This is a genomic window from Dyella thiooxydans (assembly GCF_001641285.1).
GTDB lineage: Bacteria > Pseudomonadota > Gammaproteobacteria > Xanthomonadales > Rhodanobacteraceae > Dyella_A > Dyella_A thiooxydans.
The window spans coordinates 3,501,802-3,518,663 of record NZ_CP014841.1 but is presented as its reverse complement, the minus strand read 5'-3'; the positions used below and the strand labels follow the sequence as shown (position 1 = coordinate 3,518,663).

11 protein-coding genes are annotated in these 16,862 nt (G+C 69.0%); 5 read left to right on the top strand and 6 right to left on the bottom strand.

Translation table 11 applies throughout. The features are described 5' to 3' along the window. Nucleotides 1-90 precede the first annotated feature (90 nt). The 3 genes from ATSB10_RS15805 to ATSB10_RS15795 all read right to left on the bottom strand — a co-directional run bounded on the left by ATSB10_RS15805 (nt 91) and on the right by ATSB10_RS15795 (nt 8,058). Nucleotides 91-3,243, bottom strand: a complete 3,153-nt coding sequence (locus ATSB10_RS15805) for an efflux RND transporter permease subunit (RefSeq protein ID WP_063673693.1) — start codon at nt 3,241-3,243, stop codon at nt 91-93. Between the two features lie 201 nt (nt 3,244-3,444). Continuing rightward, nucleotides 3,445-6,681, bottom strand: coding sequence for an efflux RND transporter permease subunit (locus tag ATSB10_RS15800; protein WP_063673692.1), 3,237 nt, complete (start codon nt 6,679-6,681; stop codon nt 3,445-3,447). Between the two features lie 114 nt (nt 6,682-6,795). Beyond that, nucleotides 6,796-8,058, bottom strand: coding sequence for an efflux RND transporter periplasmic adaptor subunit (locus ATSB10_RS15795; RefSeq protein ID WP_063673691.1), 1,263 nt, complete (start codon nt 8,056-8,058; stop codon nt 6,796-6,798). 376 nt (nt 8,059-8,434) lie between these two features. Between ATSB10_RS15795 and ATSB10_RS15790 the strand changes: the two genes are divergently transcribed. Next, nucleotides 8,435-8,956, top strand: coding sequence for a c-type cytochrome (locus ATSB10_RS15790; RefSeq protein WP_063674537.1), 522 nt, complete (start codon nt 8,435-8,437; stop codon nt 8,954-8,956). Nucleotides 8,957-9,009: 53 nt separating this feature from the next. Here ATSB10_RS15790 and ATSB10_RS15785 read toward each other — a convergent pair whose 3' ends face one another. Then, complete coding sequence (locus tag ATSB10_RS15785; protein ID WP_063673690.1) at nt 9,010-9,609, bottom strand: acyl carrier protein phosphodiesterase; 600 nt, start codon at nt 9,607-9,609, stop codon at nt 9,010-9,012. Nucleotides 9,610-9,670: 61 nt separating this feature from the next. Here ATSB10_RS15785 and ATSB10_RS15780 point away from each other — a divergent pair, with 61 nt between their 5' ends. Both ATSB10_RS15780 and zapE read left to right on the top strand, forming a co-directional pair. Next, nucleotides 9,671-10,357 carry an alpha/beta hydrolase gene (locus ATSB10_RS15780; protein ID WP_063674536.1) on the top strand — a complete coding sequence of 229 codons (687 nt, stop codon included), beginning with the start codon at nt 9,671-9,673 and terminating at the stop codon, nt 10,355-10,357. 12 nt (nt 10,358-10,369) lie between these two features. Further along, complete coding sequence (zapE, locus tag ATSB10_RS15775) at nt 10,370-11,488, top strand: cell division protein ZapE (protein WP_063673689.1); 1,119 nt, start codon at nt 10,370-10,372, stop codon at nt 11,486-11,488. A 52-nt stretch (nt 11,489-11,540) separates the two neighbouring features. Here zapE and ATSB10_RS15770 read toward each other — a convergent pair whose 3' ends face one another. Beyond that, nucleotides 11,541-12,167 (bottom strand): OmpW/AlkL family protein, encoded by a 627-nt coding sequence (locus ATSB10_RS15770; RefSeq protein WP_063673688.1) that lies wholly within the window; start codon nt 12,165-12,167, stop codon nt 11,541-11,543. Between the two features lie 171 nt (nt 12,168-12,338). On the opposite strand from ATSB10_RS15770, the gene ATSB10_RS15765 reads away from it, so the two are divergent. Both ATSB10_RS15765 and ATSB10_RS15760 read left to right on the top strand, forming a co-directional pair. Then, on the top strand, nt 12,339-14,129 hold the full coding sequence (locus tag ATSB10_RS15765; RefSeq protein WP_063673687.1) for a sensor domain-containing phosphodiesterase: 1,791 nt from the start codon (nt 12,339-12,341) through the stop codon (nt 14,127-14,129). A gap of 117 nt (nt 14,130-14,246) precedes the next feature. Further along, the gene (locus ATSB10_RS15760; protein ID WP_063673686.1) at nt 14,247-15,122 is read left to right on the top strand and encodes a pirin family protein; all 876 of its coding nucleotides are present in this window, start codon (nt 14,247-14,249) and stop codon (nt 15,120-15,122) included. Between the two features lie 16 nt (nt 15,123-15,138). Here the strand turns inward: ATSB10_RS15760 and ATSB10_RS15755 are convergent, their stop codons facing one another. Next, the gene (locus ATSB10_RS15755; protein WP_063673685.1) at nt 15,139-16,815 is read right to left on the bottom strand and encodes an AMP-binding protein; all 1,677 of its coding nucleotides are present in this window, start codon (nt 16,813-16,815) and stop codon (nt 15,139-15,141) included. Nucleotides 16,816-16,862: the final 47 nt, after the last annotated feature.

Below are 16,862 nucleotides of genomic sequence, written 5' to 3'. Positions count from 1 at the left end.
CGTCGGACTCACGGACATGGCCTGTTGGGTCGTCGAAGCCGCGACAGAGCCGTCCGTTTCGGCGTCCTGCCGGGCCCCGCGGGACGAGCCTCAGGCGTTCGCCAGCTTGCGTAGCCGCCGCGCCGCGCGCCGCTCGCGGCGCTTCTCCCGCCGCACCCGCGCACGCTCGGCCAGGCACGAGAAGATCACGTAAAGCGCCGGGGTGCTGAGCAGGGTCAGGGTCTGCGAGATCAGCAGGCCGCCGATCATCGCGATGCCCAGCGGGCGGCGCAGCTCGGAGCCTTCGCCCAGGCCGATGGCGATCGGCAGGGCGGCGAGGATGGCGACCATCGAGGTCATCATGATCGGGCGGAAGCGCACGACGCAGGCTTCGCGGACCGCTTCCAGCGGGGGCTTGCCGTGCTCGCGCTGCGCGACCAGGGCGAAGTCGATCATCATGATCGCGTTCTTCTTGACGATGCCAATCAGCAGCACCAGCGCGATCATCGCCACGATGGAAAGCTCGGTGTTGGTGACCACCAGCGCGGCCAGCGCACCGACGCCCGCGGCCGGCAGCGTGGAGAGGATGGTGACCGGATGGATCAGGCTCTCGTAGAGCATGCCCAGCACGATGTAGACGGTGACGATGGCCGCCAGCATCAGCCACAGCATGTCGCCCTGCGACTGCTGGAAGCGGCGGAAGTCGTCACCCAGGCCCACCCGGATGTCGCCGGGCATGCGCATGTCCTTCACCACCTGGTTGATGATCTGCAGCGCCTGGCCCATCGACGCGCCGGGCGCGAGGTTGAAGCTCAGGTCCATCGTGGTCATCTGGTTGACGTGACTGATCTGCGATGGCGCCAGCCCCGGCTCCTGGTGCGCCACCGCAGTGATCGGCACCATCTTGCCGGTGTTGGAGCGCACGTAGATGCGGTTGAGCGCCTCGGGCGAGGCGGTCTGGCTCGGCAGCGCGTTCACCACCACCTTGTACTGGTTGACGTCCGAGTAGATGGTCGACACCTGGCGCTGGCCGAACGCGTCGTAGAGCGCGCCGTCGATGGTGGCCATCGAGATGCCCAGCCGCGTCGCGGCATCGCGGTCGACCACGATGTTCTGGCGCAGGCCGCCCTCCTCCACGTCGGAGCCGACGTCGCGGAACAGCTTGTTCTTCGCCAGCTCCTTCACCAGCTTCGGCAGCCATACCTCCAGCTCGTCGAGGTCGTCGCCCTGCAGCGAGATCTCGTACTGCGCGCCCTGGTTGCTGTTGCCGCCGCCGCTGGGCAGGTCCTGGATCGGCCGCAGACGCAGGTTGAGGTCGGGGTACTTGGCGGCCTTGGCGCTGAGCCGGTCGAGCACGGCGAAGGTGTCGTCCTTGCGGCCTTCGGCGTGGGTCTTGAGCTGGATGTCGAACGAACTGGCGGCGCCGCGACGGCTGGTACCCAGGCGCGAACCGACCACCGCCACGTCCGGGTCGGCCAGCAGCATGTCGACCAGCCGCTGCTGGCGCTTGACCATGTCCTGGAACGACACGGTAGCGCCGGAGGTGGCGAAGCCGTGGATCAGCCCGGTGTCCTGCGGCGGGAACAGGCCGGCCTTCACCTTGCCGAACAGCAGCACGGTGAGCACGATCAGCACCAGCGGCGTGAGCGAGAATGCCAACGCGTGGCGCAGCGAGAAGTTCAGCGCGCGCACGTAGACCGCGAGCATGCGCTCGTGGGCGCGGTCCAGCCATTGCCCCAGCCGCGCGAAGCGACGCGGGCGTCGCTCGGCATGATCCTCCGCCGCATGCCCTTGCAGGAAACGCCCGCACAACGCCGGCGTAAGCGTCAACGACACCACCGCCGACACCGCGATCGCCGAGATCAGCGTCATGGTGAATTCGCGGAAGAACATGCCGACGATGCCGCTGGCGAACAGCAGCGGGATGAACACGGCGATCAGCGAGGCGGTGATCGAGACGATGGTGAAGCCGATCTCCCGCCCGCCGCGCAGCGCCGCTTCCAGCCGCGGCACGCCCTCGTCGATGTGGCGGATGATGTTCTCGATCACCACGATCGCGTCGTCCACCACGAAGCCGATGGCGATCACCAGCGCCAGCAGGGTGAGGTTGTTGAGGGTGTAGCCGAGCACGTACATCATGATGGATGCACCGGCCAGCGACAGCGGCACCGCGGCCGCAGCGATCAGCGTTGGCGCGAGCCGGCGCAGGAACAGCGCCATGGTCAGCACGACCATCGCCAGGCTGATCAGCAGCGTGACCTGCACCTCCCGCAGCGACGCGCGGATGGTGGGCGTGCCGTCGAAATACGGGGTGAGCTTGGTCGCCGGCTGCAGGAAGCTGCGCAGCTCCGGCAGCGTCGCGCGCACGCGATCCACCGTGGCGATCACGTTGGCGTCCGGCTTCTTGTACACGTACAACAGGATCGCCGGCTCGTGCCCGAAGGTGCCGGCCTGGTAGGCGTCCTCGGGGCCGTCGTAGACGCGGGCGACGTCGCGCAGGCGGATGGTGGTGCCATTCTTCACCGCCACCACCAGGTTGGCGAAGTCGGCGGCGGTGTGCAGCTCGTCGTTGGCCGTCACCAGCAGGTTGGTGACGCCGTTGCTCAGGGTCCCCAGCGGCGAACTGACATTGGCGGCATTCAGCGCGTTGCGCAGCTGGTCCGGTGACAGACCCATCGCATTGAGCTTGCGCAGGTCCACGTCGACGCGGACCGCCGGGGTCGCCGCGCCGGCGATGTCCACTGAAGAAACGCCCTTGAGCTGGGTCAGCCGCGGCATCAGGAAGGTATCGGCGACGTTGTAGAGGTCGGTGGCCGACTGCGTCTGCGAGGTCAGCGCGAGGATGATCACCGCGTCATCGTTGGGATTGGCCTTCTGCAGCGAGGGCGCGTTGGTGAGCCCTGGTGGCAGATCCGGCGCGGCGGCATTGATCGCCTGCTGCACGTCGCGCGCGGCCGCATCGAGGTTGCGGCTGCCGTTGAAGATCATGAAGACGAAGGTGCGCCCCTCCGAGCTGCTCGAACGCATCGTGTCGATGCCCGGCACCTGGCCCAGGTGGCGCTCCAGCGGCGCGGCCACGGTGGCGGCCATGGTGGCGGCATCGGCCCCGGGCTGGGAGGTCTGCACGAAGATCGCCGGAAACTGGATGGTCGGCAGCGCGGACACACCGAGCAGGCTGTAGCAGACGGCACCGACCAGGAACAGGCCGATCGCCAGCAGCGAGGTGCCGATCGGACGGCGCACGAAAAGGGCGGAAATGTTCATGCAGGGGTCGGAGCCATTGCGCAAGGGGAAGCAAGGCACGCAGCGCGTGGACGGATCATCGCACCCCTAACGCACGGGGGCGAGATCGGTTGATACGCGCGAGAGGGCGCGATGGAGGCTCCCGCGACCCTGCTGCTGCAAAAGCAAACGGCGCGCCCGCTGGGGACGCGCCGTGGATGGGGCGGAAAACCTTCTTCAGACTCAGACGGTGCCGTGGCGCGCCTTGGCCAGCTCGCGCTGCTCGCGCCGGAGCCTCAGCCAGTCGGAGAAACGCTCCATGTACAGATAGATCACCGGCGTGGTGTACAGCGTCACCAGCTGCGACAGCAGCAGGCCGCCGACGATCGACACGCCCAGCGGCTGGCGCAGCTCCGAACCGATGCCGGTACCCAGTGCCAGCGGCAACGCGCCAAGCATCGCCGCCGCCGTGGTCATCATGATCGGGCGGAAGCGCAGCAGGCAGGCGCGACGGATCGCGTCGTGCGGCGACAGCCCCTCGCGCTGCGCCTCGATCGCGAAGTCGATCATCATGATCGCGTTCTTCTTCACGATGCCGATCAGCAGCACGATGCCGACGATGCCGTCCACCGACAGGCTGAAGCCGCACAGGATCAGCGCCAGCAGCGCGCCCACGCCGGCCGGCGGCAGGGTGGAGATGATCGTGATCGGGTGGATGTAGCTCTCGTACAGCACGCCCAGCACGATGTAGATCACGATCACCGAGGCGAGCAGCAGCAGCACCTCGTCGCCCAGCGAGGAGGAGAACTCCGCCGCCTTGCCGACGAACTCGCCACGCACCTGCGGCGGCAGGTTCTGCTGCTTGACCGCCTGGTTGATCGCATCGACCGCCTGCGACAGCGAATAGCCCGGCGCCAGGTTGAACGAGATGGTCACCGCCGGCAGCTGCTGCTGGTGGCTGACCACCAGCGGCGCGCTGGTGTACTCGGCCGAGGCCAGCGAGGAAATCGGAATGCTGCCGCCGGCGCCGACCTGGAAGCCGACGTTGCCGGTGTTGCCGATGCCCGACGGCGTGGCCGAATTGCTCGAGGTGAGCTGGCCGAAGCTGGTGGCGTTGGAACCGGTCAGCGCGCCGTTGCCGTTGCCGCGCACGGTGAGCTTGTTGAGCAGGTCGTCGGTGTTGCGGAACTGCGGCGCCACCTCCAGCACCACGCGGTACTGGTTGAGCTGGGTGAAGATGGTCGAGATCTGGCGCTGGCCGAAGGCGTCGTAGAGCGTGTCGTCGATGGTCTGCACCGGCACACCGAGGCGGCTGGCCTTGTCGCGATCGATGGTCAGCTTCAGCGCGTTGCCGGAGTCGGCCAGGTTGTTGTCCACGTCGGCCAGCGCAGGCAGCTGGCGCAGCGCCTGGGTCAGCTTCTCGGCGTAGCCGGACAGCTCCGAGGCATTCACGTCGGACAGCGAGTACTGGTACTCGGTGGCCGAGACGCGGCTATCCAGCGTCACGTCCTGCACCGGCTTGAGATACAGCGCCACGCCCGGGATATTGGCCACGGCGGCCTGCAGGCTGGGCAGCACCTTGTCCAGGCCGCCGCGCTCGGAGCGATCCTTCAGCACGATCGACAACTGGCCCTGGTTGAGCGTGGGGTTGATCGAGCCGGCGCCGATGAACGCGGCGACGCCGGTCACGGCCGGGTTCTTGCGCAGCGCGTCGGCCACGGCCTTGGTGCGCGCCTCCATCTGCGGGAACGCGATGTTCTCGTCGGCCTGTACCACACCGGTGATCAGGCCGGTGTCCTGCTCGGGCAGCAGGCCCTTGGGGATGGCGATGTACAGGAACACGGTGAGTACCACGGCCGCACCCGCCACCAGCATGGTCAGCCGGCGATGGTCGAGTACCCAGTCCAGCGTGCTGGCATAGAGATCCACCGTGCGCGTCCACAGGTCGCGCTTGCCGCCGGCGGCATGGCGCTCGTGGCTGTCGTCGCCCGGCGGCAGCTGGTCGGGCTTGAGCAGGTAGGCGCACATCATCGGCGTCAGCGTCAGCGACACCAGCATCGAGATCGTCACCGCGATGGTCAGCACCCAGGCGAACTCGTGGAACAGGCGGCCAGTGACGCCGGGCATCAGCAGCAGCGGCAGGAACACCGCCACCAGCGACACGGTCAGCGACAGCACGGTGAAGCCGATCTCCTTCGCGCCGATCTCGGCCGCCTCCCTGCCGCTCTTGCCCTGCTCGATGTAGCGCACGATGTTCTCGATCATCACGATCGCATCGTCCACCACGAAGCCGGTGGCCACGGTCAGCGCCATCAGCGAGAGGTTGTCCAGCGACATGCCGGCGAACGACATCACGCCGAACGTGCCCATCAGCGACAGCGGCACCGCCACCGAGGGGATGATCGTCGCCCACAGCCGGCGCAGGAACACGAAGATCACCGCCACCACCAGGAAGATGGTCAGGATCAGGGTGAACTGCACGTCGTGCACCGAGGCGCGGATGGTGATGGTGCGGTCGGCGAACACGTCCAGGTGCACGTCGGCCGGCAGCACCGCCTTGAGCGAGGGCAGCGTGGCTCGGATCTGCTCCACCGTCTTGACGATGTTCGCGCCGGGCTGGCGACGGATGTCCAGCAGCACCGCCGGCTTGCCGTTGGCCCAGGCGGCGAGCTGGTCGTTCTCCACCCCGTCGACCACCTTGGCCACGTCGGCCAGCCGCACCGGCGCGCCGTTGCGGTAGCTGATGATGGTGTTCTTGTACTGCTGCGCATCGACCAGTTGGTCGTTGGTACCGATCGAGTAGCTCTGCGTCTTGCCGTTGAGCGTGCCCTTGGGCGCGTTGACGTTGGCCTGGCTGAGCGCGCTGCGCACGTCCTCCATGGTCAGGCCGAGGTTGGACAGCTGTGCCGGATTCACCTGCACGCGCACCGCCGGGCGCACGTTGCCGGCGATCGACACCAGGCCCACGCCCTGCACCTGCGACAGCTTCTGCGCGATGATCGAATCGGCCAGGTCGTTCACCTCGCGCAGCTGCCGGCTGTCGGAGGTGAGCATCAGGGTGAGGATCGGCGCGTCGGCCGGGTTCACCCGGTTGTAGACGGGCGGATACGGCAGGTTGTTCGGCAGCGTGCCCTTGGAGGTGCTGATCGCCGCCTGCACGTCCTGCGCCGCGATGTCGATGTCGCGGTCCATGTTGAACTGCAGCACGATCGTCGACAGGCCGGCGGACGAGTCGGAACTCATCATCGCCAGGCCGGAGATCTGCCCGAACTGCCGCTCCAGCGGCGTGGTGACCAGGGCCGCCATGGTGGCCGCGCTGGCGCCGGGATACTGCGTGGTGACGACCAGGCTGGGCGCGTCGATTTCAGGCAGCGCCGACACCGGCAACTGGCGATAGCCGAGCACGCCCAGCAGCAGCACCGCCACCATCAGCAGCGAGGTGGCGATCGGGCGTCGGATGAAGAGCGATGAGAATCCCATGGTGTCCTGGTCTGCCGTCAGTGGCGGGGCACCGGCCCCGCCCTCGGTGGATGCGCGGGTATCCGGCACCCGCGTGCCGCAGCCGGCTCCGCCGGCCGCGGCGATCGATCATCGTCAGCCGCGGCGACCGCGACGACCGCCTTCCTTCGCGCCCTGCGCCGCCTTCTTCAGCTCGGCCTCGGTCGGCGCAGCGGGCACTTCGCCCGGCTTCAGCGCCTTGACCTTGCTGCCCGGCTTGAGGCGGAACTGGCCCTCGGTCACCACCTGCTCGGCGGCCTTCAGCCCCTGGGTGACCATCACGTGGGTGTCGCCCACTTCCTGGCCGGTGGTCACCGACTGCATCTTCACCGTGCTGTCCGGCTGCAGCAGATAGACGTAGTCGCCGTCCGGCCCGCGCTGCACCGCCTGCGACGGGATCACCAGGCCGCCCTGCACCGTGTTCACCTTCAGCCGCACGTTGACGAACTGACCCGGGAACAGGGCGTTCTCGTCGTTGGGGAACTGGGCCTTCAGGTTGAAGGTGCCGGTGCTGGTGTCGATCTGGTTGTTGATCACCTTCAGCACGCCCTTGCCGGCGATGACCTTGCTGCCGGCGCTGTCCAGCGCCGCCACCTCCAGCGGCTCGCCGCGGGCCTGCGAGCTGCGCACCAGCTCCACGTTCTGCTCCGGCAGCGGGAAGATCACGTTGATCGGATGCACCTCGGTCAGGGTGACGATGCTCGAGCTGGTGGTGACGATGTTGCCCGGATCCACGCCGCGGATGCCGGCCAGGCCGGTGATCGGCGCGATGACCTTGGTGTAGCCCAGCTGCACCTTGGCGTCGTTGATGCTGGCCTCGTCGGCGGCCACCGCGGCCTCGTACTGGCTGACGGTGTTGCGCAGCGTGTCCATGTCCTGCTTGGAGATGTAACCCTGCTTGACCAGATCCTGGCTGCGCGCAAGGTTGCTGCGCGCGGTGGACAGCTGCGCGGCATCCTGGCCCTTGCGTGCAACGGCCTGGTCATAGGCGGCCTGCAGCGAGCGCGGATCGATCTCGGCCAGCACCTCGCCCTTGTGCACCTCCTGGCCCTCGGTGAAGTTCAGCTTCATCAGCAGGCCGCCGACCTGCGGGCTGACGGTCACCGTGTTGAGCGCCTGCACCGTGCCCAGCGCGGTGAGGTAGACCGGCACGTTCTGCACGGCGACCGGCTCGACCGTCACCGGCACCGGCTCGTCCTTGCCCTTGTCCTTGCCCTCGCCCGGCGCCCCCGGCTGGCCGGACGGCGCGCCGGCTTGGCTGCGCCCCGCGGCGCCAGGCTTGTGCATGAGGCGAAGACCGACCGCGCCCACCACGAGCACGGCGACGACGATCAGCGCGATCTTCCAAAAACGCGACATGTGAAACTCCCGGGTTCGGACGGCGAGGCTGGGGGCCCTGCGCGCAAGGAGCGCGCCCTGCCTTGGGTTGTGGCTGGGAAAAGAATAGGTGCACTGCAACGAGACCGGACACTGCCGGTTGACATGGTCGAGCTATGACCGATGGCAGGGTGGAGGGTTCGCGGGGTGAGTGCCACGCCGCGCCGCAGCAGACGCAAGATACCGCGCACCGCCCGCCGCCGCCATGTGGACGCGCTGAAAGTTGGCCGGGGCTTCGTCTATACTCCCGCGGTTGCCACCGAACCGGGCCCGACGGGGACCCGCGGTGTCGCGCCGGGGGATTCATGGTGGCCCCGCGGCTCCTTCCATCGACTGGAGTACGTTCGTGAGCGGTTCCCTGAGCAAATCCGATCAGAGCTTCATGCGCCAGTTCTCCTGGCTGATCGCGGGTCTGGCTGTGCTGACCGTGTTGCTGATCACCCTGGGCTGGATGATCTACAACCACGAACCGAAGGAAACCAACCCGGTCGCCGCCAAGCAGCTTGCCGCGCGCATTGCACCGGTCGGCGCGGTGTATTCGGGCAACACCGGCCGCGCGGCGATCGCCGCCGCCGCGGAAGCCGCGGCCAAGGCAGCCGCCGCACAGGTGGCCTACGGCGGCACCACCGATGGCAAGACCATCTACGAGAACCTCTGCCACAGCTGCCACACCGCCGGCGTCGCCGGTGCACCCAAGCTGGGCGACAAGGCTGCCTGGGCGCCGCGACTGGCCCAGGGCATGGCCACGCTGATCAAGCATGCGACCGAGGGCTACCATGGCCCGGACGGCAACTTCATGCCGCCCAAGGGCGGCAACCCGGCATTGACCGACGCGCAGGTCAAGGCCGCGGTGACCTGGATCACCGACCAGGCCAAGTAAGCCGCTCCCGTTCCGGGATCGAGAGAACGCCGCCCCGACCGGGCGGCGTTTTTTTATGCGCCGTCGACGCCTCTGGTCGCCTGCCAGTCCTGCGCGAAGTCCAGCAGGTCGGGGAAGAACGCCTCGAAATGTCCCGCCAGCACGGGAGCGTTCGCCTGCAGCACGGGCAGGGCGTCGGCGAGCGGGTTGTCGCGGCGCAGCCGCTGGCCGATCCCCGCCAGCGCCCGCCCGACCACCTCCGGCCGCGCATAGGTGGCCGGCAGGTCGTTCATCTGCATGTAGGCGAGAAAGCGCGCCAGGCCGGGTGGCAGGCTCGCCCGGTGATCGACCAGCAACTGGCGCAGGCCACCGGAGAACGCATCCAGCGGCGTCGACGACCATCGGTCGAAATCGCGCGCCAGCAGATGGTCGAACCACACGTCGAGCAGGATCCCCGCATAGCGCCGGAACGGCGGCTCCAGCCGCGCCTTGGCGGCCAGCACCTGCGGGTGCGCATCGGTATAGGCATCGATCGCCCGATGCAGGCGGATGCCGGCAGCGACCCCGGCCGACCAGTCCGCCTCCGGCGCGCCGCGCACGAAGTCGCCGAGCATGCCGCCCAGACGCAGCGCCTCGTCGTTACCGGCCAGCAGGGCGTGGGCAAGATGGTTCATCGCCTGATCCAGATGCGGCCGCCGCGGACGGGGGACAAGCCGCGCGGTTATCATGGTGCGGATGAATATTGCCGCCCTGCCCCACGATCCGGCCCGGTTCCCCGACGAGGCCGCCAGCTTCATGCTCACCGGCCCGGCCGGCGAGCTGGAAACCATCACCGACCTGGCCGAGCGCCCGGGTGCCCGCCGTGGCGTCGCCGTGATCTGTCACCCCAACCCGGTGCAGGGTGGCACCATGCACAACAAGGTGGTGACCATGGTCGAGCGCGCGCTGCGCGAATCCGGCCTGGACACGGTGCGCTTCAATTTCCGCGGCACCGGCGCCTCGGAAGGCCAGTACGACGAAGGCAACGGCGAAGGCGACGACCTGGCTGCGGTGGTCGACTGGGTGCGCCGCGTGCGCCCCGGTGAAGACCTGTGGCTGGCCGGCTTCTCGTTCGGCAGCTACGTCACCATCCGCAATGCGGTGCGACTGGGCGCGCACGCCCTGATCAGCATTGCGCCTCCGGCCGGGCGCTGGCCATTCGACGGCTTCGAGATCCCGCGCTGCCCGTGGCTGGTGGTGATGGGCGAGGAGGACGAAGTGGTCGACCCGCAGGCGGTGTTCGACTGGATCGACGGCCTCGAGGTGAAGCCGGAGCTGGTGCGCATGCCGGAAACCGGGCACTTCTTCCACCGCCGCCTGATGGACCTGCGCGGTGCGGTGAAGGCCGCCGCGCGCCGCTGGTTGCCGCCCGAACGCCACTGAGTCCGACCGCCGATGAGTGAGACCATCGCCGGCGCGCCCAGCGCGCGCTACCACGAGGGCGTGATCGCGCACCGCTGGGAAAGCGACCCGGCGCAGCTCGCCGTGCTGCCCGAGTTCGACCGCATGCACGCCGCGCTCAGCACCGTGCAGGAGAGCCCGGGGCTGTTCGGGCGACTGAGGCAGAGCCTGCTCGGCAACGAACCGGCCGCGCCGGTGCCGGGGCTGTACCTGTGGGGCAGCGTGGGTCGCGGCAAGACCTTCCTGATGGACCTGTTCGTGGCCAGCCTGCCGGCCGGGACCGCGCTGCGGCGGCACTTCCACCGCTTCATGGGCGAGGTGCACGCGGAGCTGCGCACGCTGGGCGAGCGGGCCGATCCGCTGGTCGAGGTCGCCGCGCGCATCGCCAGACGCTGCCGTGTGCTTTGCCTGGACGAATTCCTGGTCAGCGACATCGGCGACGCGATGATCCTGGCCAACCTGCTGGACGCGCTGTTCGCCCGCGGGGTCAGCCTGGTCACCACTTCCAACACGGTGCCGGCGAAGCTGTATCGCGACGGCCTGCAGCGCGCCCGCTTCCTGCCGGCGATCGCGCTGCTGGAGAAGCATTGCCACGTGGTCGAGATGGTGTCGCCGCACGACTGGCGATTGCGCGCCCTGACCCAGGCGCCGGTGTACCTGACCCCACCGGGACCCGAGGCCGAACGTGCACTGGCACGCATCTTCGCCAGCCAGGCGCAGGAAGACGCCGAGGAGGACACCCCGATCGTGCTCAACGGCCGCGAGATCCCGGTGCGCCGCCGCGCCGAGGGCGTGCTGTGGTTCGCCTTCGACGCGCTGTGCGACGGGCCGCGCGCGGTGGCCGACTACATCGCGCTGGCGAAGTCTTCGGCGACGATCCTGGTGTCCAACGTGCCGCAGTTCACCATCTACAGCGAGGACGCGGCCAAGCGCTTCGTGCAGCTGGTGGACGAGTTCTACGACCGCCGCGTGAAACTGGTGCTCTCGGCCGCCGCGCCGATCACCGAGCTGTATGACGGCGAACGCCTGCGCGCCGAATTCGGCCGCACCGAGTCGCGGCTGATCGAGATGCAGAGCGAGGAATACCTCGCCGCCCCGCACCGCCCCGAATAAAAAGACGGCCGCCATGCCGGCGGCCGCGGGAAGAAACGCCCGTGCGGCGGACTCAGAAGCGGTAGCCCACGCTCACGCCGTAGATCCAGGGATTCACCTTCACCTCGCCGATGCCGGCGCCGTTGAGCTCGACCTTGCTCTTCCAGTCGAAGTAGCGCGCGTCGGCCCGCACGAACACGTTGTCGGTGGCGTACCAGTCCGCGCCGAACTGCCCGACGAAGCCGTCCGCGCCCTTCACGTCGAGCGAGGTGCCGGCGATCGGGCCGGTGGTGCGCTCGCCGCTGACGTTGACGAAGCCGTAGCCGGCGCCGATGAAGGGACGCACGGGGCTGTCCGGCAGGAAGTGGTACTGCGCCGTGAACAGATACGGCATGTGCTTGATGCTGGCCGACTTCGCCCCGTCGAGGCTGACGTCGTGCTTGAACTTGGTCAGCGGCAGCCAGGCTTCGGCGCTCCAGTTGGCGTCGAAGTTGTAGCCCACGGTCAGGGTCGGCTCGGAGTCGCTGCTGATGTCGCTGCGGAAGACCCCGGCCAGGGTGCCATTGCCGCTCTTCGGGTTGACGTAGTGATAGCCGATCGCACCGTAGAAGCCTGCGCCCGGGGCCTGCTGCGCCTGGGCCACACCGGTGGCGGCCATCAGCAGGGCACCGGCGAGGATTGCGGGAGAAGCGACTTTCATGGGGACTCTCCATGGAATGGGTGGGGAAGGACTGCCGGATCTCCTTGTGATCCGGCCGCCTGCTTACGGACCACCCCGCCCAAAGGACTGAACCTGCGCTAAATTCAACTCATACGGGGCCGCGGGCGAGCAGGCGAGGGTGGACGAGTGACCGTGCACGATTCGGGATCCATGGGGCTGGCGGGAAGCGCGTTCGACGTTCCGTCGGGTGCCACCCGCGAGGCGTTCGGCGACGGCTTCGCGGTGCCTGGTTTCGACGCGGTGGCCCGCCTGGCCGCCCACTCGCTGCATGTGCCGCTGGTGTCGCTGGTGCTTTCCACGGGGAGCGCATTCTGGTTCAGCGCCGATGCGCACCGGCCCGATTCCCCGCATGCGCTGCATCCGCGCTATCTGGAAGCCACCCGGCAGGGCCAGACCCAGGTCGTGCCCGACACCGAGGCCGACACGCGCTTCGGCGGGGCGCCACTGCTGACCGACATCGGCCCGACGCGCATGCGCTTCTTCGCCAGCGAGCCGGTCTACACGCTCAGCGGCCAGCACGTGGGCGCGCTGTGCGTCATGGATTACTCGCCGCGGGACGGGCTCAACGAGAGCGAGTGCGCGGACCTGCGCGACGCGGCCCGTCTCGCCGGCACTGGCCTGGTGCTGGGCAGCTACGTCGGCCGCATCGATCCGGTGACCCAACTGCCGCACCGCAATGCCTTCTTCGAGGATCTGCGGGCACGCCAGCGTGGCGGCGAGCACCAGGCCTGGCTGATTGCGGTCGACGTGGCGCCGGTCAGCCGTTTCAGCGCCTTCATCCGCGCCATGGGTCACGCCTACGCCGACGAGCTGATGCGCGACGTGGCGGCTCGTGTGCAGGTGTGGATGCCCGAGCACACCCACCTCTATCAGGTGGGCACCAGCCGTTTCGCGGCAATCCTCCCCGGTTCGGCAGACGGCATCGATGCCGCATGGATGGACGAGCTGGTGCATCGCCTGCGCCAGCCGTTCGACTGCCTTGGCATTCCGCTGTGCGTCCAGCCGGGCGTGGGCCTGCTCAGCCTGGACATCGATCAGCTGGAGGGCGGCGATCCGCTGCGACTGGTGATGAGTGCCTCGCATGCCGCGCAGGAGAGCGTGCGCGGCTGGGCGACCTACGAGCCGAGCGACGACGAGCGCCACCGGCAGGAATTCTTCCTCGTCACCGAGCTGGCCGCCGCGCTCAACGAGCGGGCGGAGCTGGACCTGCATTACCAGCCGCGGGTCGACCTGGCCAGCGGCCGCTGCATCGCGGTGGAGGCACTGGCACGCTGGCAGCACCCCACCCAGGGGGCGATCCCGCCGGGACGCTTCATCGAGCTGGCCGAGCAGGCAGGCCTGATGCGCAGCCTCACCGAATGGGTGCTCGATCACGGCGTGGCCCAGCTCGGCCTGTGGCAGCGCGCCGGACTGGACCTGAAGCTGTCGATCAATGTTTCCAGCAGCGACCTGGGCACCGAGCTGATCGACCGTCTGCGCGAGGCCGCCGGCCGCCATGCGGTGGCGCTGGAGGCGCTGGAGCTGGAGGTCACCGAGGGCACCCTGCTGGAACATTCGGACACCACCCGCGAGATCCTCGCGGCGATCCGCGCACTGGGCGTGGGCATCGCCATCGACGACTTCGGCACCGGCTACAGCAACCTCACCTCGCTGCGCGAGATGCCGGCGACCAGCCTGAAGATCGACCAGTCGTTCGTCCGCGGGATGGAAGCGAGCCCGCACGACGGGGCGATCGTGCGCTCGATGACCGAGCTGGCGCGTGAGCTGGGCTTCCGCGTGGTGGTCGAGGGGGTGGAGACGGCCAGCATTTTCGCATCCGTGCAGGGCATGGCCTGCGACGAAGTGCAGGGTTACCACCTGGCCCGGCCGATGCCGGCGGCGGAGCTGCCGGACTGGCTGGCGCGCCACGACGTCGCCCGCTTTCGCCGCCCGGCCGGGTGAATCGGCGCCCAATCGGCAGCGAGACGCTTTGCCCAGCGTGACCGGTGCCACAGCCCGAAGGCCGCCATCCCGTCAAAGTGCGGCATGCCCGCACTCCCCCTACGCTCCCGCCCCCCCATGTCAGACACTCCGCCCCCGCGCGACCAGGTGTTCTCGCGCCCGCTGCGCCCACGGGTGCACCCGGCTGGCGCCGACGGGCGGCTGCGGCAGTTCCGCCACGATGCCTTCGATCGCGACATGTCGCCGCTGCTGGTGGTCGACCACGTGCAGTCGGCCGGTCCGGACGGCCAGCCGGCTCCCCACGCGGGGCTGTCGGTGGCGACGCTGCTGTTCGAGCACGCGCAGGGCGCGATCGAGACCGAGGACAGCACCGGAGCGCGGCAGACGATCCGTCCGGGCGACCTGCACTGGACTTTCGCCGGCCGGGGCCTGGTGCGCCGCGCGTCGGCCGGCGACGACACCCTTTCACTGGATGCCCTGCAGCTGCTGGTCAATTCGCCCGCGGCGCTCAAGCAGCAGGCGCCGGCCAGCTTCCACCTGGCCGCGGCCGATGTGCCGCAACTGGTTCTGCCCGGCACCCGCATGCGCCTGCTCGCGGGGCGCTTCGGCGAGCAGGTCTCTCCGCTGGAGCTGGTGCTGCCGCAGCCGATGCTGGTCCTGGACGGCCGCATCGACGGCGGCGCGAGCTTCCCGCTGGAGCTGCCGGCAGGCTGGAACGCCTGGTGCTATGCCGTCTCGGGTGAACTGGCCGTCGCCGCCGACGGCGCCGCCACACGTGCCCTGCCGGCCACCACCGCGGTGATCGCGACGGCAACCAGCGACGATGTGTGCCTGCGCATCCGCGGCGTCGGCACACGTTCGCACCTGGTGGTCGTGGCCGGCATGGCGATCCACGAGCCGGTGGTGCAGCACGGTCCGTTCGTGATGAACACGCGCCAGGACGTGATGCGCGTGGTACGCGACTACGAGGCCGGCCGGCTGGGAAGCCTCTGATCCGGAAGCGCCGAGGTCAGTCCCGGCGCGCCGCCAGTTCGGCGGCCATCGCCTCGCGCATCAGGTACTTCTGCACCTTGCCGGTGACCGTCATCGGGAACGCGTCGACGAAGCGCACGTAGTGCGGCACCTTGAAGTAGGCGAGGTGGTGGCGACAGTAGTCCTGGATCTCCGCCTCGGTCGCCTGCACGCCCTCGCGCAGCTTCACCCAGGCACAGGCCTGCTCGCCGAACTTCGCGTCGGGCACGCCGAACACCTGCACGTCGAGCACCTTGGGATGCGTGTAGAGGAATTCCTCGATCTCGCGCGGATAGATGTTCTCGCCGCCGCGGATGATCATGTCCTTCAGCCGCCCGACGATACGGCAGTAGCCGTCGGCGTCGAGCGTGGCCAGGTCGCCGGTGTGCATCCAGCCCTCGGCGTCGATCGCCGTGCGCGTGTTCGCCTCGTCGTTCCAGTAGCCGCGCATCACCGAGTAGCCGCGCGTGCACAGCTCGCCGGTGTCACCGCGCGGCACGGTGGCGCCGGCCTCGTCGACCAGCTTCACCTCCAGGTGCGGATGGATCCGCCCGACGCTGTCCACGCGCCGCTCCAGCGGATCGTCCGGCACGGTCTGGAAGCTCACCGGGCTGGTCTCGGTCATGCCGTAGGCGATGGTCACCTCGGCCATGTGCATGCGCTCGACCACCTGGCGCATCACCTCCACCGGGCAGGGCGAGCCGGCCATGATGCCGGTGCGCAGGCTCGACAGGTCGAACTCGGCGAAGCGCGGATGCGCCAGCTCGGCGATGAACATGGTCGGCACGCCGTGCAGGCCGGTGCAGCGCTCCTCCGCCACCGTCTCCAGCGTCGCCAGCGCGTCGAAGCCCTCGCCGGGGATCACCATGCAGGCGCCGTGCGTGACGCAGGCCAGGTTGCCAAGCACCATGCCGAAGCAGTGGTAGAACGGCACCGGGATGCACAGCCGGTCGTGCTCGGTCAGCCGCATCGCCTCGCCGACGAACCAGCCGTTGTTGACGATGTTGCGATGGGTCAGCGTGGCGCCCTTTGGCGCGCCGGTGGTGCCGGAGGTGAACTGGATGTTCACCGCGTCGTCCGCCGACAACGTGGCCTGTACGGCACGCAGATGGGCCATCGCCGCGTCGTCGGCCGCCAGCTTGGTCCAGCGACGCGCGCCGGGGACGGGCTCGTCGTCCAGCACGATCACCTCGCGCAGACCCGGCACCCGCTCCGCGTGCAGCTGGCCGGCGGGCGCATCGCCCAGCTCGGGCGCCAGCTCGATCAGCACATCCAGGTAGTGCGAGGTCTTGAACCGCCGCGGCAGCACCAGTGCGCGGCAGTCGACGTGATTGAGCGCGTAGGCCAGTTCGTGCGCGCGATAGGCCGGATTGATGTTCACCAGCACCAGCCCGGCCATCGGCGCGGCGAACTGCAGGATCACCCACTCGGCGCGGTTCGGCGCCCAGATGCCGATGCGCTCGCCCGGCGCCAGGCCCAGCGCGAGCAGCGCGGCGGCGACCCGCTCCACTTCGGCATGCAGGCCACGGTAGTCCAGCCGTATCTGCTGGCCGCGCACCACCAGCGCCGGACGATCCGGCCACCGCCGGGCGATGCGCGCCAGCAGACCGCCGACGGTGTCCTGCAGCAGGGGTTGTTCGGTGGGGCCGGCGACGTGACTGGGCGAAGCTTGCATGCTTGATTCCATCGGATGGCGTGGCGCTGCACCGGAAGCGACGGCGG

Bases quoted from the DNA above. Each gene is read 5' to 3' on its own strand.
- ATSB10_RS15805 (WP_063673693.1), bottom strand. From the start codon at position 3,243: ATGAACATTTCCGCCCTTTTCGTGCGCCGTCCGATCGGCACCTCGCTG.
- ATSB10_RS15800 (WP_063673692.1), bottom strand. From the start codon at position 6,681: ATGGGATTCTCATCGCTCTTCATCCGACGCCCGATCGCCACCTCGCTG.
- ATSB10_RS15795 (WP_063673691.1), bottom strand. From the start codon at position 8,058: ATGTCGCGTTTTTGGAAGATCGCGCTGATCGTCGTCGCCGTGCTCGTG.
- ATSB10_RS15785 (WP_063673690.1), bottom strand. From the start codon at position 9,609: ATGAACCATCTTGCCCACGCCCTGCTGGCCGGTAACGACGAGGCGCTG.
- ATSB10_RS15780 (WP_063674536.1), top strand. From the start codon at position 9,671: ATGAATATTGCCGCCCTGCCCCACGATCCGGCCCGGTTCCCCGACGAG.
- zapE (WP_063673689.1), top strand. From the start codon at position 10,370: ATGAGTGAGACCATCGCCGGCGCGCCCAGCGCGCGCTACCACGAGGGC.
- ATSB10_RS15770 (WP_063673688.1), bottom strand. From the start codon at position 12,167: ATGAAAGTCGCTTCTCCCGCAATCCTCGCCGGTGCCCTGCTGATGGCC.
- ATSB10_RS15765 (WP_063673687.1), top strand. From the start codon at position 12,339: ATGGGGCTGGCGGGAAGCGCGTTCGACGTTCCGTCGGGTGCCACCCGC.
- ATSB10_RS15760 (WP_063673686.1), top strand. From the start codon at position 14,247: ATGTCAGACACTCCGCCCCCGCGCGACCAGGTGTTCTCGCGCCCGCTG.
- ATSB10_RS15755 (WP_063673685.1), bottom strand. From the start codon at position 16,815: ATGCAAGCTTCGCCCAGTCACGTCGCCGGCCCCACCGAACAACCCCTG.